Here is a 25393-nt window from a genome sequence, read left to right as displayed (position 1 = left end):
ATGCCGGACACACATTGGACAGTATGTGAGGCGGGGCTTGCCGACGCACCCGCGCTTGCGGTGATCGGCGCTGCATCCTTTCTCGACACCTTTGCTGGCGTGCTGTCGGGATCAGCGATCGTGGAGCATTGCCTGGGCGCGAACAGTGCCGAGCGCTATGCGCAATATCTGAGCGACGGTGGCCGCGCATGGCTTGCCAAGATCGCGCCGGGCGCGGCCCCGATCGGGTTCGCCCTTCTCACCAAGCCCCAGATCGAGGGCGCGCAGGATGGCGATATTGAACTCAAGCGTATCTACACCCTGTCCCGCTTCCACGGAACGGGAGTGGGCGCTGCCCTGATGCAGGCCGTGGTCGCCGGAGCGCAGGGCCATGCGCGGCTGCTGCTCGGCGTTTACGGGGCCAACGAACGCGCCATCGCCTTTTACCGCAAGAACGGCTTTGACCAGATCGCCACGCGCAAGTTCGACATCGGCGGAACGCTGTATGACGATGTTGTCCTTGCGCGCCCGCTCGCTGCCTGACCTCCAAGATAGAATAGACCCATGACCAACCTTTCCACAGGCTTCGTCAATATCGGCGAGCGCACCAACGTCACCGGCTCCGCGCGCTTCAAGAAGCTGATCATGAACGGCGACTATGCCGCCGCGGTGGAAGTCGCGCTGCAGCAGGTCGAGGCTGGCGCGCAGGTGCTCGACGTCAACATGGACGAGGGCCTGCTCGACGCGCACGAGGCAATGACCACTTTTCTCAAGCTGATCCAGGCTGAGCCCGACATCGCCCGCATCCCAGTGATGGTGGATTCGTCCAAGTGGGACGTGATCGAGGCGGGGCTGAAGTGCGTGTCCGGCAAGCCGATCGTCAACTCGATCAGCATGAAGGAAGGCGTCGATCAGTTCCTCGACCATGCGCGCAAATGCATGGCCTATGGCGCCGCGGTGGTGGTGATGGCGTTCGACGAAGTGGGCCAGGCCGATACCAAGGAGCGCAAGGTCGAGATCTGCGCGCGCGCCTATGACCTGCTGGTCGGGATCGGCTTCCCGCCGGAGGACATCATCTTCGATCCCAATGTGTTCGCGGTCGCGACGGGGATCGAGGAACATAATAATTACGGCGTCGACTTCATCGAGGCATGCCGCGAGATCAAGGCGCGCTGCCCGCATTGCCATATCTCGGGGGGGCTTTCGAACCTGAGCTTCTCGTTCCGCGGCAACGAGCCGGTCCGGAAAGCGATGCACTCGGTGTTCCTATACCACGCGATCCCCGCGGGCATGGACATGGCGATCGTCAATGCCGGCCAGCTCGATGTCTATGACCAGATCGAGCCCGAGCTGCGCCAGGCGTGCGAGGACGTCATCCTCAACCGCGACCCCGATGCGGGCGAGCGGCTGGTCGCGCTGGCCGAGAAGTTTCGCGGCACCGATGCGGTGGCGGAGAAGGCAGCGGCGGAATGGCGCAGCCTGCCGGTTACCAAGCGGCTCGAATATGCGCTGGTGAAGGGCATCGACGCGCATGTCGTCGACGATACCGAGGAATGCCGCCAAGCATTCGCGCGGCCGATCGAAGTGATCGAAGGCCCGCTGATGGACGGCATGAACGTGGTCGGTGACCTGTTCGGATCGGGCAAGATGTTCCTGCCCCAGGTGGTGAAATCCGCGCGCGTGATGAAGAAGGCGGTGGCGCATCTGTTGCCGTTCATCGAGGCCGCCAAGGAGCCCGGCGCCAAGGGCAAGGGCAAGGTCATCATGGCCACGGTAAAGGGCGACGTCCACGACATCGGCAAGAACATCGTCGGCGTGGTGCTCCAGTGCAACGGCTTCGACGTGGTCGATCTGGGCGTCATGGTGCCCTGGTCGAAGATCATCGAGGCGGCGAACGAGAATGACGCCGACATGATCGGCTTGTCGGGGCTGATCACCCCGTCGCTGGACGAAATGGTGACCGTGGCCGAGGAGATGCAGCGATCGGCGATGACCATGCCGCTGCTGATCGGCGGAGCGACCACCAGTCGCGTCCACACCGCGCTCAAGATCGAGCCGATGTACAAGGGACCGGTGGTGCATGTGCTCGACGCGTCGCGCGCGGTGGGCGTGGCCACGGCTCTGGTCTCCGACACGCAGCGCGACGATTATGTGGCGAAGATCGCCGCCGAATATGAGCAGGTGCGCGTGGCGCGTGCCGGCAAGGGACAGAGCGAATTGCTGCCGCTCGCCGTAGCGCGCGAAAAAGCGTTTGTCGCCGACATGGCGCTGAAGCCGGGCAAGCCGAACCAGCCCGGCGTGCATGTGTTCGAGGATTGGGATCTGTCCGACCTGCGCGCTTATATCGATTGGACGCCGTTCTTCCGCGCCTGGGAACTGGCGGGCAATTATCCCGCCATCCTCCAGGACGAAGTGGTGGGCGAAAGCGCGACCAGCCTGTTCGCCGATGCGCAGAAGATGCTCGACCAGATCATCGCCGAAAAATGGCTGACCGCCCGCGGTGTTGCCGGGCTGTGGCCGTGCCACCGCCATGGCGACGACATCTGGGTGCAGACGCAGCATCCCGAGGCGCATCGCAGCCCGGATGGCGCGAGCGTGCCTGAATTCTTTCATGTCCCCAATCTCGACCGCAGCAAGGAAGCGAGCGTTCGCCTGCCGATGCTGCGTCAGCAGATCGCCAAGCGCGAGGGCCGGGCCAACATGTGCCTTGCCGATTTCATCGACGAACATGGCGACTGGATGGGCGGCTTTGCCGTATCGATCCATGGCATCGAGCCGCATCTGGAACGCTTCAAGGCAGCGATCGACGATTACTCGGACATCCTGCTGAAGGCTTTGGCCGATCGCCTGGCCGAGGCGTTCGCCGAGCGGCTGCACCAGCATGTGCGCACCACTTTGTGGGGCTATGCCGTGGGCGAGCAGCTGGACAATGAAGCCTTGGTCCGCGAGCAGTATCGCGGCATCCGCCCCGCACCGGGCTATCCGGCCTGCCCCGAGCACAGCCTGAAGCCAATCCTGTTCGAGATGCTGGAAGCGCAGGCGAACACCGGCGCGACGCTGACCGAGAGCTTTGCGATGCTGCCGACCGCGGCGGTGTCGGGCTTCTATTTCGGGCACCCGCAGGCGGAGTATTTCGGCGTGGCGCGGGTGGGGCGCGACCAGCTCGAGGACTATGCGGCGCGCCGCGGCGTGAGCCTGGAACAGGCCGAGCGCTGGCTGCGGCCGAATCTGGACTGACAGGTGGAGCCCCATCGGCTTTGCGTCGTGGCCTGCGGGTCGCTAACCGAAGCCGATGACCTCCTCCCCCCTTCGCCTGCGGCTCGATGGCGCCGCCCTGATCCATAACTGGAAGACGCTTGCCGTGATGAGCGGCGCCGCGGCGTGCGGCGCGGCAGTTAAGGCAGACGGCTATGGCCTGGGCGCGCGCGAAGTGGTTCGGCGGCTGGCGCAGGCGGGGTGCCGCGACTTCTTCGTCGCGCATTGGAGCGAGGCGCGCGCGCTTGCCGATCTGGGTGTGCAATTGTCGGTGCTGCACGGCGTGCGCGCGGAGGACATGGCCGATCGGCCCGAGGGCGTGCGCCCGGTGCTCAACACCGCCGAGCAGGTGCGGCGCTGGCGGGATGCGGACGGCGGACCGTGCGACGTGATGGTCGATACCGGCATGAATCGGCTGGGCGTGTCGGTGGAGGATGTCGCGGCGGGGCTGCTCGACGGGTTGCAGATCGAGACGCTGATGAGCCACCTCGCCTGCGCCGACGAAGACAGCGCGATGAACGCGCGCCAGCAGGCGCGGTTCGCGGGCTTGCACGGTCGGACGGCGGCGCGGCGGATGAGCCTGGCCAACTCGGCGGGGATCGCATTGGGCGCAGACTATCGGTTCGACCTGACCCGGCCCGGGCTGGCGCTGTATGGCGGCGTTGCCCGCCGCGAACTGGCCGGCGCTATCCGCCAGGTCGTGCGGCTCGAGGCGCAGGTGCTGCAACGCCGCTTGGTGAAGGCGGGCGAGAGCGTGGGGTACAACGCGACGTTCACCGCGACGGCCGATACCGAGGTTGCGATCCTCAACATCGGCTATGCCGACGGGTACCTGCGGTGCTTTTCGGGGAAGGGGCGGGCGCGGTTCGGGGAAGTGGCGCTTGCGGTACTCGGCCGCGTGTCGATGGATCTGCTAGCGATCTGCGCGGACGGTGCGCCCGCGCTGCGCGAGGGCGACTGGGTCGAACTGTGCTATGCGCTGCCGGAAACCGCCGCGGTAAGCGGGTTGTCGCAATATGAGCTGCTGACTGGACTTGGCCAGCGTTATGCGAGGATGTGGGGCTGAGGCTCAGGCGGCGCTTTCGGGCCCGCTCCAGACGTCGAACGGACGCGCGCGAATCCAGCGGGTTGCGAGCCATTTCACACCCTGTGTGACTGGGGCGCCTGCATGAATAGCACGTGGGTCGGGCGATCCGCCCGGAAGCGTGTTGCGGAACAGGATCGCGTCGCCCATCCTTGGTTTCACGTCCAAACCATAGGTCGGAAAGCGCGTTTCACCGCCATTCGTGTCGTTCAGATAGACTAATACCGTGATGACGCGCTGATTGTGGGTGTTGGGCAGCGCATCGAGATGGGGGCGGAACTCCTGCCCCGGCGCGTAGCGGAGCACGATCAACGCTTCGCCTTGTTCAGTGGCCGTGCCGCTGATTGCGGCAATGCGCTGGTTGATCGCGCGGATCGGAAGGGTTTCCCGGGTTGGCCCCAACACCGCGCCGTCGGAGGTACGATGCGGATGCCGAACCTGCTGGCCGGTTCGCGGATCGACCACCACCGCGGGCTCCAGCCATCCGGCAGCCGCTTGCGCGATCAGTTCGCACTCGCCGGCGGTCAGCAGGTTTTGGAAGCGGATGACAGCGCCGTCGGGTACGAGTTGTTCCGCTTTGGGCAGGCGGGTGGGCTTCCCATCGTCCGCTAGGTCCATGGCCTCGACAAGCTTCAGTTCGGCCGCTGCCGTGGAGTTTCGCAGCGCTGCGCCGCGCAGGAGGCGAAGTGCGCCAGACCAGTCCGCCGGTGCTCCGGTACCGTTGGCGGTCAGCGCTATTTCCATCGCGGCGGCATCGGCATCGCCCAGTTCGCGGGCGGCGCGTAGATAGGCGCGCGTGCGCGCCAGGTCGCGTGGAACGAACCGGCCTGCAAGGTGCCACAAAGCCAGAGAGAAACATGCGTCGGGGTCCTTGCTCGCCGCGGCATCGTGCAAGAGCGCCAGCGCTTCCGGCACTCTGCCGTTCTGCGCCAGTATTTCGGCGCGCCCTCCGATTGGCATCTGGTTTGTCATCGAAGCTTAGGTGCCATGCTCAGCCTGGGCACGCCATCCTAAAGCAGCGCTCGGCCAGGCAAACGAAAGGGGACCGGAACATTGTTCCGATCCCCCCGAGTAAGTGCTTGCTCTGGCTTAGAAGCGCGCGCGGAAGCCCGCGTACACCTTACGGCCGAAGGCGTCGTAGATTGCGGCGTTGCCGGTCCCGCGGTCGCCGTTGGCGCCCACAGTGCCGGTGCCAGAAAGGCCGAGCGGCGGGTGCGTGTTGAGGATGTTGTCGGCCCCGACATAGAACTCGAACTTCTTGTTCACGAGATACGCGAAGCGCAGATCGTGGTAGAATACCGACGGGAACTCCTCCGGGCTGACCACGTCCAGGTTGTTCGGCGGGCACGTGGTAGGCGTGGAGCAAGCGCTCGGAAGCGGTTGGAAGTTCTCGTATAGGCTGGTGTACATCGGACCGATGTAGCGCATGCGATAGCCCAGCGTGAACGCACCGATCCCGATATCAGTATCCCAGCGGAACTCGTCCTTGGGATCGCCCAGTTCACCCAGAACTCGGTTCTCGAAGTCCGGCAGAGCAGGATTCTCAAAATTGCTGATCTGGAGATTGTGCGTGTAGATCACATTCGTGCTCAGCGTGACATCACCGCCCAGATTGGTGCGGTATGCCAGGTTGGTGTCGATGCCGCGACGCTTACGCGCTGCGAAGTTGACACCCGCCTGGATCAGCGTGTTACCCGCAATCTGTCCCTGCACTTCGGCGAGAGGGCCCGGCGTCGGGCCGAGGTAGCGCTGGAAGAGGCTGCAGAACACATTGTCGGTCGTCGGCTGATCCACGCAGTTGTTGGCGATCGCTTGCGCGCCTAGCGAGACGATCACGTTCTCAACCTTGATGTTGTAATAGTCGACGCTGAGCGAGAGCCCCGGAACGAACCGGGGCTGGAACACGCCGCCGAAAGTCCAGGAAGACGACTTTTCTTCCTCAAGGTTGGGATTGCTGCCGCTGATCACCGCCAGCGACTGCGTCACGTTGGGAATCCCGGCGAGGATCGCGGCATTGCCGCCGACCTGCGCCAAGCAGTTAGCTGGACGGTTCGGATTGTTTGCGAGCTGGTTGGGCGAGCAGGGATCCACAAAGCCGGGCGCGAAATTGGCCACCGGGGGGAAGTACAGCTCGGACAGGTTCGGAGAACGAACCGCACGGCTGTAGTTTGCGCGTAGGCGCAGATCCTGCACCGGCGCCCAATCGACACCTGCATTGTACGTCCACACGGTGCCGGTAGCGTTGTTGTAGTCCGCCACGCGCGCCGCGCCGCTGAGGCTTAGTTCGTGCAGCAGGAACACGTCCTTGACGAGGGGCAAGCGAAGTTCGCCGAACAGCTCCTTCACAACGAAGGCGGGCGGATCGAAGTTGCCAATCACAACTGCGTTGGTGTTGCTCTGCGTCCCCGCAGCGGCGTTGCCCTCGCCGACGAACGCATCGTCGAAATAGGTGCCGTCTTCGCGCCGATATTCCGCGCCGATTGCAAAGCCGATCGGACCGCCGGGCAGTTCGAACAATTGGCTCAGGTCACCTGACACGAACGCCGATGCGACGAACTGCTCCAGCGACGCGTCGGTGTGCGCGCGGCGCGTGAAATAATCCACAGCAGCCTGATTATTGGCTGCGCCGAACGGGTTATACGCCACGCAGGCGGCGATGTCAGAGGCAAGCCGCCCCGGCTGGCCGGGACTGGTGCGCGACGCTGCGCCCGTCCGGAACGCACCCGAGTCGAACGCGACGGCGGCAGTCGGGTCGAACTGCGAACGGCACTGGACTGCGCCCGTCACCGGGTTGCGTCCGGCGTCGAGTGCCAGCATGAAACGCTGACGATCGACATAGCCATTCGTGTCGACGGTCTGCTCGAACTTCCCGTAGTTCAATGAGACTTCGTAGCCCCAATCCTCGTTGAACGTGCCGCGCACGCCGCCGACGATCCGGTACGTGTCACGCCGGAAGACTTCGTCGCGATTGCCGACGTCCTCAAGCGACCGCGCGGTGACGAAGCGATAGGTGCCCGCATTGATCGCGGCGATGTCCGCCGCGTTGAGCTGACCGCCCGTGCCCTGTCCTGCCGTGGTCGACCGTGCAGCGGCGCAAGAGACCTGAAGGCTCGGGTTGCATCCCGAAGCGAGGAGCAGATTCGCAATTTGCGTGCGTTGAGCAGGCGTCAGGAAGGGATTGTCGAGCCGCGTCCGCTCACGGAAGTCAAACTGGCTGAAAGTGCCTTGGATGCCAGTCGGGCTCGCGTTGTTACCGACTGCATCCACGCGGGTGTACTTCGCCTCAACAAAAGGCTCGAAGGCTTCGCTGATGGCAAAGTGCGCCAGCAGATTGAAGTTGTACCGCTTCACTTCAGGCTGGATCGAGAGGAGCTTGCCCTCCCGTCCGGTTTGACCATTGCCGCCAAGAATGCCGCCGATCACGCCGGTGCCATAGCGAGAACCGGTTTGCGTGACGAAAGCGCCGTCAGGCTGGAACAAGTACGTGCAATTAAAGGGCGTTCCGCCCACCGAGGATGTCGCGCCATTGCTGGCGCCCGCACCGATGCCGCAACCAGCTTGGGCTGCGCTCTGATTGATGGGCACCAGGCCGAAGCGATTGATCGAGGCGCTGCGAATGTCGCGAAGGAAGATCGAGTCCGGAAAACCGTCGCTGCCGTTCGGCAAACCGGAGGGATCGACGTCGACGACGGCCGTGCCGTCCACACGACGGAGCCAAGGAAGCTCCGACCCGAACACGCGATCCTGATTGGAGTATTCTGCGTGCAGCGTGACGTTGCCCCGACCTTCCGCAAAGTTCTGGCCGACCATGCCAGAGATGTACTGATTGGCACCGAAACCATCGGGCGAGATGCCGGTCTGGCCGCGGACCTGCACGCCGTCGAAGTCGCGGCGCAAGACGAAGTTGACGACCCCAGCTATGGCGTCCGAGCCGTAGATGGCAGAGTTACCGCCTGTAACGATGTCGACGCGCTCAATCAGATCGTTCGGAATGCTGTTGATGTCGGGTGAGACGGCGTTGTTCAGGATGTCCGCAGCGACGTGTCGGCGGCCGTTGACCAGCACCAGCGTACGCGCCGTTCCTAGGCCGCGCAGATCAAGCAGGTTGAGCCCGGCGATGCCGATGCCGAGACCGGGGTTCTGCTGCGAGAAGGTGCTGCGCAGCTGCGGTAATTCGTTCAGCGTGTCGCCGATGTTCGAATCGCCCTGTGCGAAGAACTGCTCGCCCGACAACGAGGTGACCGGAACCGTGGATTCCAGGTTCGGACGACGAATGCGCGAACCGGTGATGGTCACGGTACCTGACTCGGCTTCGGCCCCAGTTGCATCCTGCACGCAGTTCGGATCGCCGTTCGGATCCTCATTGCACGGCGCCGCCTCGATGGGCTGGCTGGCCTGCGCAAGCGCGATCTGAGGGAAGAGGAACGCCGCACTCGCCAGCGCGGTAGCTCCCATCAGATTAGAGATTTTCATTCGTTTATTGCCCCTGTGCTTCATGCAAGGCGCAATGAAATGCTTTCTTCGAAAAGCGGCAAGCAGGATTATTCTAACGCGCCAATTTCCGCTCTCATGTGTTGCAGCAATGTTACTATGAATTTCCGTTAGTTACGATCACCACGGGCAGTGCGCAACATTAATTCAAGGTTCATATTGGTACTACCGTTACCGTTCCAAACACATCGCGATTCCCATGCCGCCGCCGATGCACAGAGTCGCCAAACCCTTCTTCGCGTCGCGCTTCCCCATTTCGTAGAGGAGCGTCGTCAGCACCCGCGCGCCGCTGGCGCCGATCGGGTGGCCGATGGCGATGGCGCCGCCATTGACGTTGACCTTGTCTGCATCCCAGTCGAGTTCCTTGCCGACCGCAAGTGCTTGTGCGGCAAAGGCTTCGTTGGCTTCGATCAGGTCGAGGTCGGCGACCTCCCAGCCTGCCTTTTCCAGCGCGCGGCGGCTGGCCGGAACCGGGCCGATGCCCATCACCGAGGGGTCAACGCCGACGCTGGCCCAGCTGGCGATCCGCGCCAGGATCGGGGCGCCGCGGCGTTCGGCCTCGTCGCGTCGCATGACCACCAATGCGGCGGCACCGTCGTTGATGCCGGACGCGTTGGCGGCAGTGACGGTGCCGTCCTTCTTGAAGGCCGGGCGCAGGCCCGACACGCCTTCCACCGTGGCGCCGGCGCGAATATACTCGTCCTGGCCGACGATGGTGTCGCTCTTGCGTCCCTTGATCGTCACCGGTGCGATCTCGTCGGCGAAGCGGCCTTCGGCGCGGGCGCGCTCGGCCAGGTTCTGCGAGCGGACGGCGAAGCTGTCCTGGTCCTCACGGGTAATCTGATACTGTTCAGCCAGGTTCTCGGCGGTGATCCCCATGTGATAGCCGTTGAAGACGTCGGTCAGGCCGTCCTTGATCATGGTATCGACCAGGCTGAGGTCGCCCATCTTGGTGCCGGGCCGCAGCGACTGGGCATGCGGGCTCATCGACATCGATTCCTGTCCTCCGGCGACGACGATCGTGGCATCGCCCGTTGCGATCGCCTGATAGGCGAGCGCCACCGCGCGCAGGCCCGAGCCACAGACCTGCTGCACGCCCCAGGCGGGCACTTGCTTGGGAATACCCGCCGCCATCGAGGCCTGACGCGCCGGGTTCTGGCCCTGCGCGGCGGTGAGTACCTGCCCTAGGATCACTTCGGAAACCTCTTCGCCCGCGACACCGGCCTGCGCCAGCGCGGCTTCGATCGCGACGCGGCCAAGCTCATGCGCGGGCGTGTTCGCGAACGCACCCAGGAAGCTGCCCACCGGAGTGCGCTTGGCGGCGGTGATGACGATGTCGTGGGGCGAAGACATGGGCGCGCTCCTGCAGTCTCTATTTTCTTGGGCCGCTATCTAGGCTGGGCAACGGCGCTTAGCCAGTCCGCCAGCGGCTGCCACAGCGCGGCGCGCGCGCGGCTGCCCACGACCATGCCGACATGGCCGAGCGTGGTTTCGAATATGGTGTCGGCCGGCGGTGCGCTGCTGGCCGGAGCAATGCGGTCGGTGGAGGACACGAACGCCAGGCTGGGGCAGGCGAGCGCGCGCGGATCGACGGCGCGCCCCTCCACCTGCCAGCCGCCGGTGCCGGGCAGGTCGCGGGTGAAGAAGTCGCCGAACAGCTGGCTTGCCGCGCCCAGGGTCAGCGGCGCCCCCTCATTGGCCCAATCCTCGAGCGCGACAAACGCGCGCGCCGTCGCACTTGCCGGCGGCAGGCGGCCGAAGCGTTCGAACTTCGCCACCGTGCTGGCGGGATCGAGCTGCCAGAAGCCGGCCTGAAGCACTTCCATCGGCATCAGGCCAAGCTGCTCGCTGGCCGCGCGCACTCGTTCCCAGAGCTGGACGGCTGGACCGACGGCATCACCATAGCCGGCGAAGCGCCAGGGCGCGGCGATCGTCACCAGCCCGGACACCCGAATGGCGGATGCCGCAGCGATCGCCAACGTTCCGCCCAGGCAATAGCCGACCAGTATCGGCGGACGCGCAAGGTTGCGGAGCATCGGCAGCAGCAGCCGTTCGACATGCGCGGTGATGTCCATGCCGCGATCAGTGGGCGACGGTGTGCCCCAGTCGACCAGCATCGGGCGGACGCCCTGCCGGCTCAGCCAGCGCAGCAGCGAATTGCCTCGCGCCAGATCGAGCACCAGCGGGGGATTGATCAGCGACGGCACGAAAACGATCGGCATGCCGCTGCCGCCATAATCGAGCAGGCGCGCGCGCCCGGCGGCCGCAATCGCCGGCTTGGGAGCGCGCGGGGTAGGGCGGAGCGCGTGCTGATAGCGGCGCAGGCCTGCCAGTGCGGCGGCGCGGCGACCGGGCGATGCTGCGGTTTCCTTGTGCAGCATTGCCAGAAACAAGGGCAGCGGACGCGGTCCGTGTTGCGGCGCAGAATGAAAGTCTGATAGGTATGCTTCAATCACGCGAGAGGGTCCCCATGAAGAAGGCAGCACCTGGAAGCGGTCCGGTCATCATAAAGAAATACGCGAACCGGCGGCTCTACAATACCGAGACTTCGTCCTACATCACGCTGGAGCATCTTGCCGCGATGACGCGCGAAGGCCGCGACTTCAAGGTGGTCGACGCCAAGACCGACGACGACATCACGCACAATGTGCTCACCCAGATCATCATGGAAGAAGAGTCGCGGGGCCAGACGATGCTGCCGGTCAGCTTCCTGCGGCAGTTGATCTCGCTATACGGCGACTCGATGCAGGCGATGGTGCCGGGCTATCTGGAAGCGTCGATGGACAGCTTTCGCCACAATCAGGAGCAGTTCCGCACCGCAGTGGAAGGCGCGTTCGCAGGGTCGCCCTTTGCCGAACTGGCCAAGCGCAACATGGCGATGTTTGAAGCCGCGGCGAGCGCGTTTAAACCCGCCAATGCACCCGTAGCGGCCGCGCCCGGCGGCACTGCCCCCGAAAGCGGCGGCGGAGACGATGTCGCGGCGCTCAAGGCCGAACTGGCACGGCTTCAGGACAAGATCGAGAAGCTGGCCGGGTAACGCTCAGCGCGCCCGGCGTTCCCTGAGCCCGCCGAGCGACGCCAGGATCTCGTCCGCGCTCAGCATCTTCTGCTCGATCACGCAGCGCAGGCCGAGCCCGTCGAATCCGTGATACTCCGACGCCGAGGCATAGGCGACCGTTGCGTCCGCGCGCGCCTCCGCGCCGCGGACAGCGCGGGCCGGCAGGGCGATGGTCTCGCCATAGCGCGAGCCCGACGAGTCGGCGACGATGCGCGCGTCCTCGTCGATGATGGAGATGCGGGTGCGGTCCCAATCCTTGTCGCCGAACAGCGTCCGATCGGAGATGATGGCAGGGATGTGCCCCTCCCAATCGAATTCCAAATAGAAGACGCCGGCCGGGGTGCCCGACTGGCCGTGCGGGCGGATGCCGGTGACGAACACCAGCACGGCGCGGTGATCGGACCAGGGGTTCTGCCAGACCGCGTCGGTGAACCATTGCTCGCGCTGGGTGCTCGCCATCGCCTTCAGGAACTGCGCCGCGGTGGCGAGATTGGTCGTTCGGACCCGGGCATGGGGATCGGAGGTAAGGAGGACCCGGCCATCGGCGTCGGCAACGAAAGCGTTGAGATAATAAGGCGAGGTGGCGGTGAAGAGCGCGAGGCGCGCCTGGGCCGCCGCCAGCTTTTCGGGCGTGGGGTCGAGCGTCGCCGCGACGATCTCGGCGTCGGACGCCATGATGCGCAGGTCGATGCTGCGGCCATAGAGGTGTCGGGTGACGTTCTGAATCAGCGCCTGGGCAAGCTCGACCAGGCGTGTGCCTTCGATTTCGCTGACCATTTCGTCGGCAATCCCCGCGCCGAGCGCAAGGCGCTCGCGGACTTCCGAACGAAACTCGTGGCTCGCGCTCCGCGCCTGCTGCGCAAGTGCCTTTACTTCCTGGGCAACGACGGAGAAGCCGCGGCCTGCCTCGCCCGAGCGCGCCGCCTCGATAGCGGCGTTCAGCGCAAGCAGGTTGGTCCGCGCGGCGATTTCCTCGCTCGTGCTGGCATAGGTGTCGACTTCATCGCGAAGGACCGACAAGAGGGAGCGGATTCGGCGGGGCACGAGCGTTGGTGGTAAAGCGTAATGGTTAAAGCTTTGTTTGCTACGGATATTCGTTGCGATGAGGTTTCGTTGCCGGCGGCAGGCGCGGGGGGTCATGCACGCTGAACTGTGGGCCGGGGCAGGCGCGGCGCTTGCACTCGCGGTGGTGAGCGGAATCGGCGAACATCGCCGCAGCCACCGCCGCGATCTGGACCGCGTCGGGCTGATCCCCTGGCCGCTGATCCAGCTGCTTGCGCTGTTGCTCGCGATCGTGTGCGTCAGCGTCGCGCTGAACTTGCGCTAGGCTAGTAGAAACGGCGCAGTGTCAGCGCCCGCCTTGTGCCGTCGCACAGTGTGAGCCGCACCGTCGTGCCCGGCGCGCCGGCGCCCCAGTTGATCGCGCCGCCCAGCCGCGTCATGTCCGCAACCGCGACGCCGTTCACCTCACAGATTGTTTCGCCGTCGCGCCACCCGGCATGCGCGGCGGGCGAGTTGCGCATGACGTGAACCACCCGAAGCTGCGTCGCGTCCTGGTGCATCAGCAACCCGCTGGTGGAGCGAATGACGGGCGCGCCGATCTGCTTGCCGGGCTGAAGCACCATGCGACCGGCGCCGGGATCGAGCAGCACGCGGAAGCGCATCAGCAGGCCCGTGCCGACCCGGCCCGCACTGCCGCTGACAGTGAGAAAGCCGCCCGGGTCCTCGATGCGCAGCTCCGATTCGTGCACGCTGAGGTTGCCGAAGCTCACCGACGACACCACGGCGGTGTCAGCGACCGATACGCCTCCCATGCCCCAGCCGAGCGTCGTGGTGAGCCGCGCTCCCTTGTACCCGGCTGCAACCCAATTGGCGCGGCTGACGGTCAGGCTGGAGCCGTCGCCCGTGTCGATCACGACCGGTCGGACACGGCGGCCGGCGACAGCGATTTCGGACCGGAAGAGCCCGGTGCTCGCCCGGGAAAGCGGGAGGGTAGTGCCGGTGAACGGCATGCGACCGCTGGGCAACAGCCGGAAGCGGCGATTGTCGTGATCGATGTCCAGCGCGCAGCATGACAGCACGTCCGCCCCCACGAACATGTCCGCTCCGAACGGGAACAGGCCGTCGGCACCCGAGATACCGATCCGACTGGCGGTGCGGGTAAGTCCGCCAAAGGCGATGGTGCCGCCGCGCGCCCAGCCGATCTCGACTGAGCCGCCGATCGCGGTCGCCTGTTCGTGACTGCGCGCCTTGAGGCCGATGCGGCCGGCAAAGGCAGCGGTGACGAAGCTATCGGTCACCCCGCTGTCGAGGATCGCGGTCGCCGGCCTGCCATTGACCTGGATCGTGAAGCGAAGCTGGTTCCCCTCGCTCAGTTCGAAAGGAACCCAGCGCGCTTCGGTGTCCGGCGACAGGCTGGTACTCGCCTGCGGCTGGGCGGCGACAAGGGCGGGCAGCAGCAGCGTGGCGAACATCGGCTATATTTAGGGGCAGGCGGGGTTCGGGTTCAATCCTCCGCCGCGCGTACCGAGGACAGCTTAGAGACATGCCTCCAGCATCGCATGGTCGAAGCCGAACTGCTTGGCCTTTTCCAGCGTGTACGGGCGCAGCCCCATCGAACGATACTCGCCGATGATCTTGCCGTCGGCGCTTTCATCCAGATACTCGAACTTGAACAGCTCCTGGGTGACGATCACCGGGCCCTCCATGCCGATCACTTCGGTAACGTTGGTCACCCGGCGCGAACCGTCGCGCAGGCGCTTGACCTGGATGATCAGATCCACCGAGTCGGCGATCTGGCGCGAGATCGCTTCCTTGGGCACCTTGATGTCCGACATCATCACCATGTTCTCCATACGCGCCAGCGCCTCACGCGGGCTGTTGGAGTGGAGCGTGCACATCGAACCGTCGTGACCGGTGTTCATCGCCGAAAGCATGTCGAAGCACTCGGATCCGCGGATCTCGCCCAGGATGATGCGGTCCGGGCGCATACGCAGCGCGTTCTTGACCAGATCGCGGATAGTGATCTCGCCCTGACCCTCAAGGTTCGCGGGGCGCGTTTCAAGCGGCAGCCAATGCGGCTGCTGAAGGCGAAGTTCCGCCGCGTCCTCGATCGTCAGCACGCGCTCGCCCGGGTCGATCATCTTCGACAAGGCATTGAGCATTGTCGTCTTGCCCGAGCCGGTGCCGCCCGAGATGACCACGTTGAAGCGGCTGGCGCCAGCGATCTTGAGCATGGTCGCCATCTTGTCGGACATGGAGCCGCCCTTGGCCATCATGTCGAGCGTGATCGGCTTGGCCGAGAACTTACGGATCGAAATCGCCGTGCCCCTCAGGCTCAGCGGCGGCACGATCACGTTGACGCGGCTGCCGTCCTTCAGGCGCGCGTCGGCAAGCGGCGTGGTCTGATCGACGCGGCGGCCGACCGAATTGCAGATGCGCTGCGCGATCTGAAACAGATGCTCCTCGTCGCGGAACTGGATATTGGCGAGCTCCAGCTTGCCCTTGCGCTCCACGAACGTCTGTTCGGGACCGTTGACCATGATGTCGGAAATCGCAGTGTCGGCGAGCAATTCCTCGAGCGGCCCGAGGCCGAGCAGTTCGTCGACGAGCACCTTTTCCAGGGCAAATTGCTCGCGCCGATTGAGCGTCAGCTTCAGTTCGGCGAGCACTTCGCCGATGATCGGGCGGAATTCCTCGGCAAGTTCGTCCTTGCTGAGCGTCGCTGCGGCTTCGGGATCGACGCGCTCCAGCAGGCGCGGCAGCACTTGTTCCTTGATGCGGTGGATCGAGGCTTCAAAGCCTTCCATCCGCGAATTGCCTGCTTCGCCCGATGCTGCCTGACGATCGGCGAGCCGCTGCATCGCGTCGCTGCTGGCGACACTGGGGCTGGCGGGATCGCGGGGTTCGAGCAGGTCGGTAAAGGCGCCGCCCGCACCAGGCAGTGGCACCATGTCCAGCGGCGGAAATTGATCCCCGCCAATGGGCGGCGGTTCGCTGGGGCGTGCGCCTGCGGGGGTTCCCTGCATCGGTCGAGCGATGCCGAACGCAGGGCGTCCGCCCCCGGGGCCACTCATTCCACTGCGTCGTCCGAATGCGCTCATTGCTGACTCTATGATCCCGGAATGAAAAGGGATTAGCGCATCAAGGATTTAGATTTGCCTAACCACGCCGCCTGCGGTGATCGCTTGCCCGCGGGGGTTCCGCAGAGGGGACGATATGCTGCCCGGCACGGCGCATCTCGATGCCGCGCTCGGCTGCATCAGCGGGTAAGGAGCGCGTGCAAGATCAGCGGCAGTGCAGCCGGCTGGGCCATGAGCCAGATGGCGCAAAGGCGCTGTGTGACTGGCCGTGGCGCGCCCGAAAACAGCTGCGTCAGCGGACGGCATATTGCCCCGGCATCCCGCCGATGGCATACTTCGATCGTCTGGTGTCACTCGGCCTTTTCGGCGAGTACCGTCAGGCCTCTATCATTCACTTCGGCGAAGCCGCCTTCGATGCGGATCGTCTCCGGCGTGGTGGCTCCGCTTTTGTAGATTTCCAGAACGCCGTCACGCACCGTCGACATGAACGGCGCGTGGCCTTCCAGCACGCCGAAATCGCCCGCGGTGCCGGGAACCACGACCATGTGCACGTCCTCGGAGCGGACGAGACGTTCGGGGGTGACGAGTTCGAAGTGCAGCATTGCCTTGCTCCAGCCCCTCCCCTTCAGGGGAGGGGTAAAGTGGTGTAGCGGCGGCAGCGGCCCGATGCCTCTGACGTCGTTTGAGGTGAGTGCAGGCGCTTGTGGCGCTCACAACCCACCCCACAACCCCTCCCTTGGGGAGGGGCTAGTTACAGTTTACGCTTCGCCGGCCATCTTCTGAGCCTTGGCGACGGCCTGATCGATGCCACCGACCATGTAGAAGGCGGCTTCGGGGAGGTGATCGTACTCGCCGTTGACCACGGCCTTGAACGACTTGATGGTGTCCTCGATCTGCACGAACGCGCCGGGGATGCCGGTGAACACTTCGGCGACGTGGAAGGGCTGGCTGAGGAAGCGCTGGATCTTGCGGGCGCGCGAGACGGTCAGCTTATCCTCTTCGGACAGCTCGTCCATGCCCAGGATCGCGATGATGTCCTGCAGCGACTTGTACTTCTGCAGGATCGCCTGAACGGCGCGCGCGGTCTCATAATGCTCCTGGCCGACGATGCGCGGCTCGAGCACGCGGCTGGTCGAGTCGAGCGGATCCACGGCCGGGTAAATGCCGAGCTCCGAGATCGCGCGGTTAAGCACGGTGGTCGCGTCCAAGTGGGCGAATGAAGTTGCTGGCGCCGGATCGGTGAGATCGTCGGCGGGAACGTACACGGCCTGGACCGAGGTGATCGAACCCTTGTTGGTCGAGGTGATGCGCTCCTGCAGCGCGCCCATGTCAGTCGACAGGGTGGGCTGATAGCCCACTGCCGATGGGATACGGCCGAGCAGTGCCGACACTTCTGCGCCCGCCTGAGTGAAGCGGAAGATGTTGTCGACGAAGAACAGGACGTCCTGGCCTTCCTGATCGCGGAAGTATTCCGCGATGGTCAGGCCCGACAGTGCGACGCGGGCGCGGGCGCCCGGCGGCTCGTTCATCTGGCCGTATACCAGCGCGACCTTGGAGCCCTCGCTGATGGCGTTGCCATCGGCGTCCTTGGCGATCACGCCTGCGTCGAGGAACTCGTGATACAGGTCGTTGCCTTCACGGGTACGCTCGCCGACGCCGGCAAACACCGAGGTGCCGCCATGGCCCTTGGCGATGTTGTTGATCAGTTCCTGGATGAGCACGGTCTTGCCGACGCCGGCGCCGCCGAACAGGCCGATCTTGCCGCCCTTTGCATAGGGCGCGAGCAGATCGATGACCTTGATGCCGGTGACCAGGATCGCGCTCTCGGTCGACTGATCGACGAACTCCGGCGCCTTTGCATGGATCGGCGCGCGCATGTCGGTCGCAACTGGGCCACGCTCGTCGATCGGCTCGCCGACGACGTTGAGGATGCGGCCGAGCGTCGCCGGACCCACGGGCACGCGGATCTGCGAGCCGGTGTCGGTCACGGTCTGGCCACGGGTCAGACCATCGGTCGAGTCCATCGCGATCGTGCGGACGGTGTTCTCGCCCAGATGCTGCGCAACTTCGAGCACCAGGCGGTTGCCGTTATTGTCGGTTTCGAGCGCCGACAGGATCGCCGGCAGGGTGTTTTCGAAGTGCACGTCCACAACGGCACCGATCACCTGAGCGATCTTGCCGACATTGTTGGTCGTACCCGGACGGGTCATTTCTGCGGCGGTAGCCATTATTCGCTTCCTTGGCGTTCTAGCTGTTGGCAGGGGCACTAGCCCCGATGCGGTGGAAAGTCACGGAAAGGTGCTTGGCGCCGTTCTGCGGCGTCGAAGTGATCTTGTACTGGATGCCGGCCAGATCGCCTTCACTCGGCTGTTCCTTGGCGATCGCGGCGTGGATGGGACCACCGTCGATTTTCGACTGGAACAGATAATCCCGCACCAGATCGGCGAAGCGCGTGCGCGCGACGGCGGCATGCGTGGCGTCGGCCAGGGTCAGATCGAACGACAGCATGTCGATCCGGTCTGCAGCACTGCCCGTCCCGGCGAAGCGGGCCTGGTTCGGCTGCTTCGCGCTCGGATCGCTCAGCGCGATCGGCCCGCCTTGCGTGCGGAACTGACCCTGTGCCGCAGCGGCGTAGGGCTGCGCATGGAAACCGAACTGGTTGGCGGCGCTGACCGCCAGGTCAGGAGTAAATGCACGCTGCCAGCCGGTGACGGTCTTTACCTGCGTTGCGCGCGCCTGCTCCTGTTGCTGACGCGTTTCGCCGCGCTCGCCATTGCCGCAACCGGCTAAGGCGACGGCGGTCACCGACAGGATAAGGCCTGCGCGCATCAAAGCGCCTCGGCGCCCGAGATGATCTCGACCAGCTCGGTCGTGATCGCGGCCTGGCGGGCACGGTTGTACTGGATCGACAGGCGCTTGATCAGGTCGCCCGCATTGCGCGTCGCGTTGTCCATCGCCGTCATCTTGGAACCCTGCTCAGACGCGGCGTTCTCGCGGATCGCGCGGTAAAGCTGGATGGCGATGTTGCGCGGGAGCAGATCGTCGAGGATCGCCTCTTCGCTGGGCTCATACTCTACTACCGCAGAACCGGCAGTATCGCCCTTGGTGACGGGAAGGGCGACCGGGATGATCTGCTGCTCGGTCGGGTCCTGCGTCAGGACCGACTTGAAATGCGAGTAGAACAAGGTTGCGACGTCGAACTCGCCTGCTTGGTAGCGCGCGATGATGTCGTCGGCATAGGCGCGCGCCTCGGCGAAGCCCAGCTTGCCGAGATCGCCTGGCTCGACCGAGTGGACGATGTTGTCGCGGAACTGGCGCGCCAGCACGGCACGGCCCTTGCGGCCAATCGTGTAGATCTTGACCGTCTTTCCCTGCGCGGTGAGCTCCTGCGCACGGCGGCGTGCCAGACGCGCGATGTTGGTGTTGAACGCGCCGGCCAGGCCCTTGTCGGACGTGGCCACGACGAGCAGGTGCACCTGATCCTTGCCGGTGCCCGCGAGCAGCGGCGAACTGCCCGGGCCGCTCGCGACCTTGGCGGCGAGGCTCGCCACGACGGTCTCCAGCCGCTCGGCATAAGGACGGCCGGCCTCGGCCGCCTCCTGCGCGCGGCGCAGCTTGGCGGCGGCGACCATCTTCATCGCCTTGGTGATCTTCTGGGTCGACTTGACCGACCCGATCCGAATTTTCAGCGCCTTGAGGGTGGCCATGTTCTTCTCATCTTGCTCCCTCTCTCCGTCAGGGGAGAGGGCCGGGGAGAGGGGCATGAGGGGAAAGCTTGCGGGCTTTCCCCTCTCCCAACCCTCTCCCCGGGAGGAGAGAGGGCTCTTTTCACTTACGCGAAGGTCTTGCCGAACGCTGTCAGCGCGTCCTTCAGCTTGTCGCGGACATCGTCCTTGAGGTCCTTGCTGTCGCGGATCGCGCCGAGCAGGTCGGCATGGCTGGTCCGCATTTCGGTCAGCATGGCCTGTTCGTACCGGGTGACGTCGGCCACCGGCACGGCGTCGATGAAACCCTGCGTACCGGCGAAGATCGACACCGTCTGCTCTTCGAACGGCAGCGGCGAGAACTGCGGCTGCTTAAGCAGCTCGGTCAGGCGCGCGCCGCGGTTGAGAAGCTTCTGGGTCGAGGCGTCGAGGTCCGAGCCGAACTGCGCGAACGCCGCCATTTCGCGATACTGGGCTAGCTCGAGCTTGATTGAGCCGGACACCTTCTTCATCGCCTTGGTCTGCGCGGCCGAGCCGACACGGCTGACCGACAGGCCGACATTGATCGCCGGGCGGATGCCCGCGAAGAACAGGTCGGTTTCGAGGAAGATCTGGCCGTCGGTGATCGAGATCACGTTGGTCGGGATGTAGGCCGAGACGTCGCCAGCCTGCGTTTCGATGATCGGCAGCGCGGTTAGCGAGCCGCCACCATTGGCGTCCGACATCTTGGCCGCACGCTCGAGCAGACGGCTGTGGAGATAGAAGACGTCACCGGGATAGGCTTCGCGGCCCGGCGGGCGGCGCAGCAGCAACGACATCTGGCGATAGGCAACGGCCTGCTTCGACAAATCGTCGAACACGATCAGCGCGTGCATGCCATTGTCGCGGAAATACTCGCCCATCGCGGTGCCGGTGTAGGGCGCCAGGAACTGCAGCGGGGCCGGCTCCGACGCCGTCGCGGCGACGACGATGGAATATTCCATCGCGCCATTCTCTTCGAGCGTCTTGACCAGCTGCGCGACGGTCGAGCGCTTCTGGCCGATCGCGACATAGACGCAATAGAGCTTCTTGCTCTCGTCGGTGCCGGCGTTGACGCCCTTCTGGTTGATGAAGGCGTCCACTGCGACGGCAGACTTACCGGTCTGGCGATCGCCGATGATCAGCTCGCGCTGGCCGCGGCCGACCGGAACGAGCGCGTCGATGGCCTTGAGGCCCGACTGCATCGGCTCGCTGACCGATTGGCGCGGGATGATGCCCGGCGCCTTGACCTCGACGCGGCTGCGCTTCTCGGCGACGATCGGCCCCTTGCCGTCGATCGGGTTGCCGAGGCCGTCCACAACGCGGCCGAGCAGACCCTTGCCGACGGGAACGTCGACGATCGTGCCGGTGCGCTTGACGACGTCACCTTCCTTGATCTCGGCGTCGGAGCCGAAGATCACGACGCCGACATTGTCGGCCTCGAGGTTGAGCGCCATGCCCTGCACGCCATTGGCAAATTCGACCATCTCGCCGGCCTGGACGTTGTCGAGGCCATAGATGCGGGCGATGCCGTCACCGACGCTCAGCACCTGGCCGGTTTCGGAGATCTGGGCCTCGGTGCCGAAGCTTGAGATCTGGTCCTTGATGACCTTCGAGATTTCTGCGGCGCGGATATCCATGATTCTAGCTCTCAGCCTTTCATCGCGTGGGCGAGGGAGTTCAGACGGGTTTTGATCGACGAATCGATCATTTGGCTGCCGATCTTCACGACCAGGCCGCCCAGGAGCGAAGGGTCGACCGAGAGGTCGACATTGACGTCACGGCCGAGCCGGGTGCGCAGCTGCTGCTTGAGCGCGTCGACCTGGCCGGCATCGAGCGGGTGGGCTGAAACGACTTCGGCCGTCGTCTCGCCGCGATGCGTGGCGGCAAGCTGGCGGAAGGCGCGGATCATCGTCGGCAGCTCCTTCAAGCGCCGGTTCTGCGCGAGCACGCCGAGAAAATTGGTGGTGGTCCCATCGAGCTGCAGCACGCCGGCGGCAGCAGCAACCGCGCGCGCGGCCTCGGTACGGGTCACCACCGGGCTGTTCACCAGCAGGCGGAGCTCGGCCGAAGCGGTAAGCGCCTGGCGCACGGTGACGAGGCTAGCCTCCACCTGCGGCAGGGTGTTCGCATCGCGTGCGATCTCAAACAGGGCGGTCGCATAACGTCCGCTTAGGCTGGCCTGGATACCGCCGGAATTCTCCACGCGATTCGGTTCCTCTTGGAGGTTCGGGTTGTCGTCCCATGCACAAAAAGCGGGGACGCCGGAAGCGTCCCCGATGGGTCGCCGCGCGGTTAGCATTGGTGTCACGGGGATGCAACCTGAGTCCGAGATGAACCGACGTGCCGATTGCCCGCCGCGGGGCAATTGTGGAGATCCTGACGCTCGATTATTTCGCGCGTGAAAACGAGCGCGACGCTCGCCGCCTGTGCATCGTCCCCGGCCGGCATTGAACTGACGGCGTGACTAGGCGCCATATATTCAATGTGTTCGAGACACTGGGGGGCTGCTGCCCGCCCCGCCTGGACGGAAAATGCGCTGATTGTCCGATCCGCTCCGTCGCGATGTCGGGCGAAGGCGAGGTGTCGGGGCTCCCGAGCAAGTCCAGATCGGCACGAATGCCCGCTATGATCGCCAGACGCGGCGCTGGGAGCTTGTTCAATAAACCGTATCCCCCGAGCGGCTTGCGTCGCCCGGGAGGACATTTCGATTAGCGGCCGCGGCCCTGGCCGCCCTGGGTGCGGTTGCCGGAGTTGGCAGGCTTGGCGCTGAACTTGCTCTTCGGCCGGGCATAGTTGCGCGGACGCTCGCCACCGGCGGGTGCGCCACCCTGCGGCGCGTCGAAGCGGCGCGGACGGGCCTCACCAGTCGCATCCTGGCGTCCGCCGCCCTGTGGGCGTGCACGCTGCGGCTGGCCGGGACGGCCGCCACCGCGCTGCATTTCGCGGCCGCGCTGGCCGTTCTGCTGGTCGCGGCTCGGGGCGATGTTGATGCGCGAGCTGCCGATCTTGGCGGCTTCGGCGACGAAGTCCTCGGGCAGCGGCACGACGGTGAGCTTCTGGCGGGTCAGCCGCTCGATGTCGCGCAGGTACGGACGCTCGTCATCGGCGCAATAGCTGATCGCCAGCCCGGTCGCGCCGGCACGCGCGGTGCGGCCGATGCGGTGGACATATTGCTCCGGCACGTTGGGCAGTTCGAAGTTGAACACATGGCTTACGCCCGACACGTCGATGCCGCGCGCCGCGATGTCGGTGGCGACCAGGATCTTGACCTTGCCCGCGCGGAACTCGCCCAGCGCCCGCTCACGCTGCGGCTGGCTCTTGTTGCCGTGGATCGCGTTGGAGGCGATGCCGTTGCCCGCTAGCAGGCGGACGACGCGGTCGGCACCATGCTTGGTGCGGGTGAACACCAGTGCGCGGTCGATACTCTCGTCGCGCAGCGCGATGGTGAGCAGCGCCTGCTTCTCGCCCTGGGTGACGTACGTCACCTGCTGCTCGACGCGCTCGGCAGTGGTGGCGACCGGAGTCACCTTCACTTCGACCGGATCCTTGATGAACTGGCCGGCCAGCTCGCGGATGGTCTTGGGCATGGTCGCGGAGAAGAACAGCGTTTGGCGCTTCGAGGGAAGCTCGCGGACGATGCGCTTGAGCGCATGGATGAAGCCGAGGTCCATCATCTGGTCGGCTTCGTCGAGCACCAGGATCTCGATGCCGAGCAGGATCGCATAATGCTGGTCGATCAGGTCGACTAGACGGCCCGGGGTCGCCACGACGATATCGACGCCGCGTGCCAGGTCGGTCTTGTTCTTGTGGATCGACGTGCCGCCGAACAGCGTGCAGACCGAGAGCTTGGTGCCCTTGGAATAGAGGCGCGCCTGGTCGGCGATCTGGCCGGCGAGTTCGCGCGTCGGGGCGAGCACCAGCATGCGGCAGCCGCGCGGCTGGGCGCGCTTGCCCGATGCGATCAGGCGATCGATCGACGGCAGCATGAACGCGGCGGTCTTGCCGGTGCCGGTCTGGGCGATGCCCAGCAGGTCGCGCCCTTCAAGCAGCGACGGGATCGACTGTGCCTGGATCGGCGTCGCCTCGGTATAGCCCTTGGTGGCGAGCGCAGCGAGAATGGTCTCGGAAAGACCAAGTTGATTGAATTGCATTGCGAAACCTTGCGAATACGGCCAGCGAGCCCGAACGGAGTCCAGGCGCGAAGGCGGGGTCAAAAATGACGACCCGCGTGACTAGGGAAGCCGCTAAATCAACCGAGACAGAGCCGGGACGGTGCCAAAGGCCCTCGTCCGATCACGCTGCTAAATGCCTCGATAATCGGCCATATGGAAGCATTGCTGCCGTAAGTCAAGGTGGACCCTTGTACGCCCTTGGCCGTTGCGGTGGCGATGGCCGTCACCGATATCGCAACCCGCACCTATAATCACAATTGGCGGCACGATCCGATCGTCCGCAGCCTGCTCGACACCGACTTCTACAAGCTGTTGATGCTGCAGATGATCCGGCACCTTTATGCCGACGTGCAAGTCACCTTCCAACTGATCAACCGTACAAAGACGGTGCGGCTGGCCGACGACATCGACGAAGCCGAATTGCGCGCGCAGCTGGACCATGCCCGCACCGTGCGTTTTGCGAAAAAAGAGCTGATCTGGCTAGCCGGCAACAGCTTCTACGGCCAGCAGCGGATGTTTGCGCCCGACTTCATCGACTGGCTCAGCGGGTTCCAACTGCCCGAATACGAGCTGCGCGCAGTCGATGGGCAGTATGAGCTGCGCTTCGAGGGTCCGTGGACCCACACGACGATGTGGGAAATCCCGGCGCTGACGATCATCAACGAACTGCGCGCCCGTGCCGCGATGCGCGACCGCGGCCGCTTCGCGCTCGACGTGCTCTATGCCCGCGCCAAGGCCAAGCTGTGGGAAAAGGTCGAGCGGCTTCAGCAACTGCCCGATCTCGTCCTTTCAGACTTCGGTACCAGGCGGCGGCACGGCTTCCTGTGGCAGCGCTGGTGCGTCGAGGCCTTGAAGGAAGGGCTGGGCAGCCGATTCATCGGCACCTCCAACGTGTTGCTGGCGATGGACAATGACCTGGAGGCGATCGGCACCAATGCCCATGAACTGCCCATGGTGCTCGGGGCGCTGGCCGACGGGGATGACGCGCTGCGCCGCGCACCGTACGATGTGCTCGATCAATGGCGGCGGCACTATGGCGGCAACCTGCTGATCGTCCTGCCCGACGCGTTCGGCACCGCGTCCTTTCTGCGCGATGCGCCGGACTGGGTCGCCGACTGGACCGGCTTCCGTCCCGACAGCGCGCCGCCGATCGAAGGGGGCGAGGCGATCCTGGACTGGTGGCGCGCGCGCGGACGTGACCCGCGGCAAAAGCTGCTGATTTTGTCGGATGGCATGGATGTCGAGTCGATTGAGGCAGCCTATCGCCATTTCCATGGCCGGGTGCGGTTGAGTTTCGGCTGGGGCACCAATCTCACCAACGACTTCCGCGGCTGCGATCCCCAAGATGCCGTCGGGCTGAAGCCCGTCTCGCTAGTGGTCAAGGTCGCAGAGGCCAATGGCCGCCCCGCGGTCAAGCTGTCCGACAATCCCGCCAAGGCGACCGGGAACCCCGAAGCGATCGCCCGCTATCTGCGCGTCTTCGGCAGCGATGGCCATGTCCGCAGCGACGTTCTGGTCTGACTTTACGTCGCTTTAACCCGGCATCG

The 25393-nt window shown here is 65.0% G+C and carries 20 protein-coding genes; 6 read left to right on the top strand and 14 right to left on the bottom strand.

Annotation, left to right across the window (positions count from 1 at the left end):
• The 3 genes from FHT02_RS07735 to alr are packed head-to-tail and all read left to right on the top strand — an operon-like array spanning position 1 to position 4300.
• Positions 1–522, top strand: a complete 522-nt coding sequence (locus FHT02_RS07735) for a GNAT family N-acetyltransferase (RefSeq protein ID WP_184086164.1) — start codon at positions 1–3, stop codon at positions 520–522.
• Positions 523–543: 21 nt separating this feature from the next.
• The gene (gene metH / locus FHT02_RS07730) at positions 544–3216 is read left to right on the top strand and encodes a methionine synthase (RefSeq protein WP_184086162.1); all 2673 of its coding nucleotides are present in this window, start codon (positions 544–546) and stop codon (positions 3214–3216) included.
• Positions 3217–3271: 55 nt separating this feature from the next.
• The gene (gene alr / locus FHT02_RS07725; protein WP_184086160.1) at positions 3272–4300 is read left to right on the top strand and encodes an alanine racemase; all 1029 of its coding nucleotides are present in this window, start codon (positions 3272–3274) and stop codon (positions 4298–4300) included.
• A gap of 3 nt (positions 4301–4303) precedes the next feature.
• Here alr and FHT02_RS07720 read toward each other — a convergent pair whose 3' ends face one another.
• The 4 genes from FHT02_RS07720 to FHT02_RS07705 all read right to left on the bottom strand — a co-directional run bounded on the left by FHT02_RS07720 (position 4304) and on the right by FHT02_RS07705 (position 11190).
• Positions 4304–5290, bottom strand: coding sequence for a 2OG-Fe(II) oxygenase (locus FHT02_RS07720; protein ID WP_246352237.1), 987 nt, complete (start codon positions 5288–5290; stop codon positions 4304–4306).
• 117 nt (positions 5291–5407) lie between these two features.
• Complete coding sequence (locus FHT02_RS07715) at positions 5408–8791, bottom strand: TonB-dependent receptor domain-containing protein (RefSeq protein WP_184086158.1); 3384 nt, start codon at positions 8789–8791, stop codon at positions 5408–5410.
• Positions 8792–8980: 189 nt separating this feature from the next.
• Positions 8981–10162, bottom strand: coding sequence for an acetyl-CoA C-acetyltransferase (locus FHT02_RS07710; RefSeq protein WP_184086156.1), 1182 nt, complete (start codon positions 10160–10162; stop codon positions 8981–8983).
• Between the two features lie 35 nt (positions 10163–10197).
• Entirely contained in the window at positions 10198–11190 is a 993-nt protein-coding gene (locus tag FHT02_RS07705; RefSeq protein ID WP_184086316.1) for an alpha/beta fold hydrolase, read from the bottom strand.
• 89 nt (positions 11191–11279) lie between these two features.
• Here FHT02_RS07705 and phaR point away from each other — a divergent pair, with 89 nt between their 5' ends.
• Complete coding sequence (gene phaR, locus FHT02_RS07700) at positions 11280–11846, top strand: polyhydroxyalkanoate synthesis repressor PhaR (RefSeq protein ID WP_184086154.1); 567 nt, start codon at positions 11280–11282, stop codon at positions 11844–11846.
• A 3-nt stretch (positions 11847–11849) separates the two neighbouring features.
• Here phaR and FHT02_RS07695 read toward each other — a convergent pair whose 3' ends face one another.
• The gene (locus FHT02_RS07695) at positions 11850–12887 is read right to left on the bottom strand and encodes a methyl-accepting chemotaxis protein (protein ID WP_281393064.1); all 1038 of its coding nucleotides are present in this window, start codon (positions 12885–12887) and stop codon (positions 11850–11852) included.
• 118 nt (positions 12888–13005) lie between these two features.
• On the opposite strand from FHT02_RS07695, the gene FHT02_RS07690 reads away from it, so the two are divergent.
• The gene (locus FHT02_RS07690; RefSeq protein WP_184086150.1) at positions 13006–13194 is read left to right on the top strand and encodes a hypothetical protein; all 189 of its coding nucleotides are present in this window, start codon (positions 13006–13008) and stop codon (positions 13192–13194) included.
• Position 13195: 1 nt separating this feature from the next.
• On the opposite strand, the gene FHT02_RS07685 is transcribed toward FHT02_RS07690, so the two are convergent.
• From FHT02_RS07685 to FHT02_RS07645, 9 genes are all read right to left on the bottom strand, one after another.
• A complete protein-coding gene (locus FHT02_RS07685) occupies positions 13196–14341 on the bottom strand; it encodes an aspartyl protease family protein (RefSeq protein ID WP_184086148.1) in 1146 nt (381 codons plus the stop codon).
• 63 nt (positions 14342–14404) lie between these two features.
• Positions 14405–15943, bottom strand: coding sequence for a TadA family conjugal transfer-associated ATPase (locus FHT02_RS07680; protein ID WP_425506421.1), 1539 nt, complete (start codon positions 15941–15943; stop codon positions 14405–14407).
• 356 nt (positions 15944–16299) lie between these two features.
• Complete coding sequence (locus tag FHT02_RS07675; protein WP_184086144.1) at positions 16300–16551, bottom strand: ATP synthase F1 subunit epsilon; 252 nt, start codon at positions 16549–16551, stop codon at positions 16300–16302.
• Positions 16552–16707: 156 nt separating this feature from the next.
• A complete protein-coding gene (atpD, locus tag FHT02_RS07670; RefSeq protein WP_425506419.1) occupies positions 16708–18177 on the bottom strand; it encodes a F0F1 ATP synthase subunit beta in 1470 nt (489 codons plus the stop codon).
• A gap of 19 nt (positions 18178–18196) precedes the next feature.
• Entirely contained in the window at positions 18197–18778 is a 582-nt protein-coding gene (locus FHT02_RS07665; protein WP_184086142.1) for a hypothetical protein, read from the bottom strand.
• Positions 18778–19656, bottom strand: coding sequence for a F0F1 ATP synthase subunit gamma (locus FHT02_RS07660; RefSeq protein ID WP_184086140.1), 879 nt, complete (start codon positions 19654–19656; stop codon positions 18778–18780). The genes FHT02_RS07665 and FHT02_RS07660 overlap by 1 nt, the downstream gene beginning before the upstream one ends.
• Positions 19657–19781: 125 nt before the next feature.
• Complete coding sequence (gene atpA / locus FHT02_RS07655; RefSeq protein WP_184086138.1) at positions 19782–21311, bottom strand: F0F1 ATP synthase subunit alpha; 1530 nt, start codon at positions 21309–21311, stop codon at positions 19782–19784.
• 11 nt (positions 21312–21322) lie between these two features.
• Complete coding sequence (locus FHT02_RS07650; protein ID WP_184086136.1) at positions 21323–21877, bottom strand: F0F1 ATP synthase subunit delta; 555 nt, start codon at positions 21875–21877, stop codon at positions 21323–21325.
• 505 nt (positions 21878–22382) lie between these two features.
• Positions 22383–23825, bottom strand: coding sequence for a DEAD/DEAH box helicase (locus FHT02_RS07645; RefSeq protein WP_184086134.1), 1443 nt, complete (start codon positions 23823–23825; stop codon positions 22383–22385).
• A gap of 237 nt (positions 23826–24062) precedes the next feature.
• On the opposite strand from FHT02_RS07645, the gene pncB reads away from it, so the two are divergent.
• On the top strand, positions 24063–25367 hold the full coding sequence (gene pncB / locus FHT02_RS07640; protein ID WP_184086311.1) for a nicotinate phosphoribosyltransferase: 1305 nt from the start codon (positions 24063–24065) through the stop codon (positions 25365–25367).
• The last annotated feature ends 26 nt before the right edge of the window (positions 25368–25393 follow it).

It is taken from the genome of Sphingomonas xinjiangensis, assembly GCF_014199255.1.
Taxonomy (GTDB): Bacteria; Pseudomonadota; Alphaproteobacteria; order Sphingomonadales; family Sphingomonadaceae; genus Sphingomonas; species Sphingomonas xinjiangensis.
The sequence above is the reverse complement of the archived record's forward strand: the minus strand, read 5'-3'. Positions and strand labels throughout refer to the sequence as shown.

Excerpts from the sequence above, each read along its gene's own strand:
- FHT02_RS07665 (WP_184086142.1), bottom strand. The coding sequence starts at position 18,778 with ATGCGCGCAGGCCTTATCCTGTCGGTGACCGCCGTCGCCTTAGCCGGT.
- pncB (WP_184086311.1), top strand. The coding sequence starts at position 24,063 with ATGGCCGTCACCGATATCGCAACCCGCACCTATAATCACAATTGGCGG.
- FHT02_RS07645 (WP_184086134.1), bottom strand. The coding sequence starts at position 23,825 with ATGCAATTCAATCAACTTGGTCTTTCCGAGACCATTCTCGCTGCGCTC.
- phaR (WP_184086154.1), top strand. The coding sequence starts at position 11,280 with ATGAAGAAGGCAGCACCTGGAAGCGGTCCGGTCATCATAAAGAAATAC.
- FHT02_RS07690 (WP_184086150.1), top strand. The coding sequence starts at position 13,006 with ATGCACGCTGAACTGTGGGCCGGGGCAGGCGCGGCGCTTGCACTCGCG.
- FHT02_RS07710 (WP_184086156.1), bottom strand. The coding sequence starts at position 10,162 with ATGTCTTCGCCCCACGACATCGTCATCACCGCCGCCAAGCGCACTCCG.
- atpA (WP_184086138.1), bottom strand. The coding sequence starts at position 21,311 with ATGGATATCCGCGCCGCAGAAATCTCGAAGGTCATCAAGGACCAGATC.
- FHT02_RS07715 (WP_184086158.1), bottom strand. The coding sequence starts at position 8,791 with ATGAAAATCTCTAATCTGATGGGAGCTACCGCGCTGGCGAGTGCGGCG.
- FHT02_RS07735 (WP_184086164.1), top strand. The coding sequence starts at position 1 with ATGCCGGACACACATTGGACAGTATGTGAGGCGGGGCTTGCCGACGCA.
- FHT02_RS07705 (WP_184086316.1), bottom strand. The coding sequence starts at position 11,190 with ATGCTGCACAAGGAAACCGCAGCATCGCCCGGTCGCCGCGCCGCCGCA.
- metH (WP_184086162.1), top strand. The coding sequence starts at position 544 with ATGACCAACCTTTCCACAGGCTTCGTCAATATCGGCGAGCGCACCAAC.
- alr (WP_184086160.1), top strand. The coding sequence starts at position 3,272 with ATGACCTCCTCCCCCCTTCGCCTGCGGCTCGATGGCGCCGCCCTGATC.
- FHT02_RS07660 (WP_184086140.1), bottom strand. The coding sequence starts at position 19,656 with ATGGCCACCCTCAAGGCGCTGAAAATTCGGATCGGGTCGGTCAAGTCG.
- FHT02_RS07685 (WP_184086148.1), bottom strand. The coding sequence starts at position 14,341 with ATGTTCGCCACGCTGCTGCTGCCCGCCCTTGTCGCCGCCCAGCCGCAG.
- FHT02_RS07720 (WP_246352237.1), bottom strand. The coding sequence starts at position 5,290 with ATGACAAACCAGATGCCAATCGGAGGGCGCGCCGAAATACTGGCGCAG.
- FHT02_RS07680 (WP_425506421.1), bottom strand. The coding sequence starts at position 15,943 with ATGAGTGGCCCCGGGGGCGGACGCCCTGCGTTCGGCATCGCTCGACCG.
- atpD (WP_425506419.1), bottom strand. The coding sequence starts at position 18,177 with ATGGCTACCGCCGCAGAAATGACCCGTCCGGGTACGACCAACAATGTC.
- FHT02_RS07675 (WP_184086144.1), bottom strand. The coding sequence starts at position 16,551 with ATGCTGCACTTCGAACTCGTCACCCCCGAACGTCTCGTCCGCTCCGAG.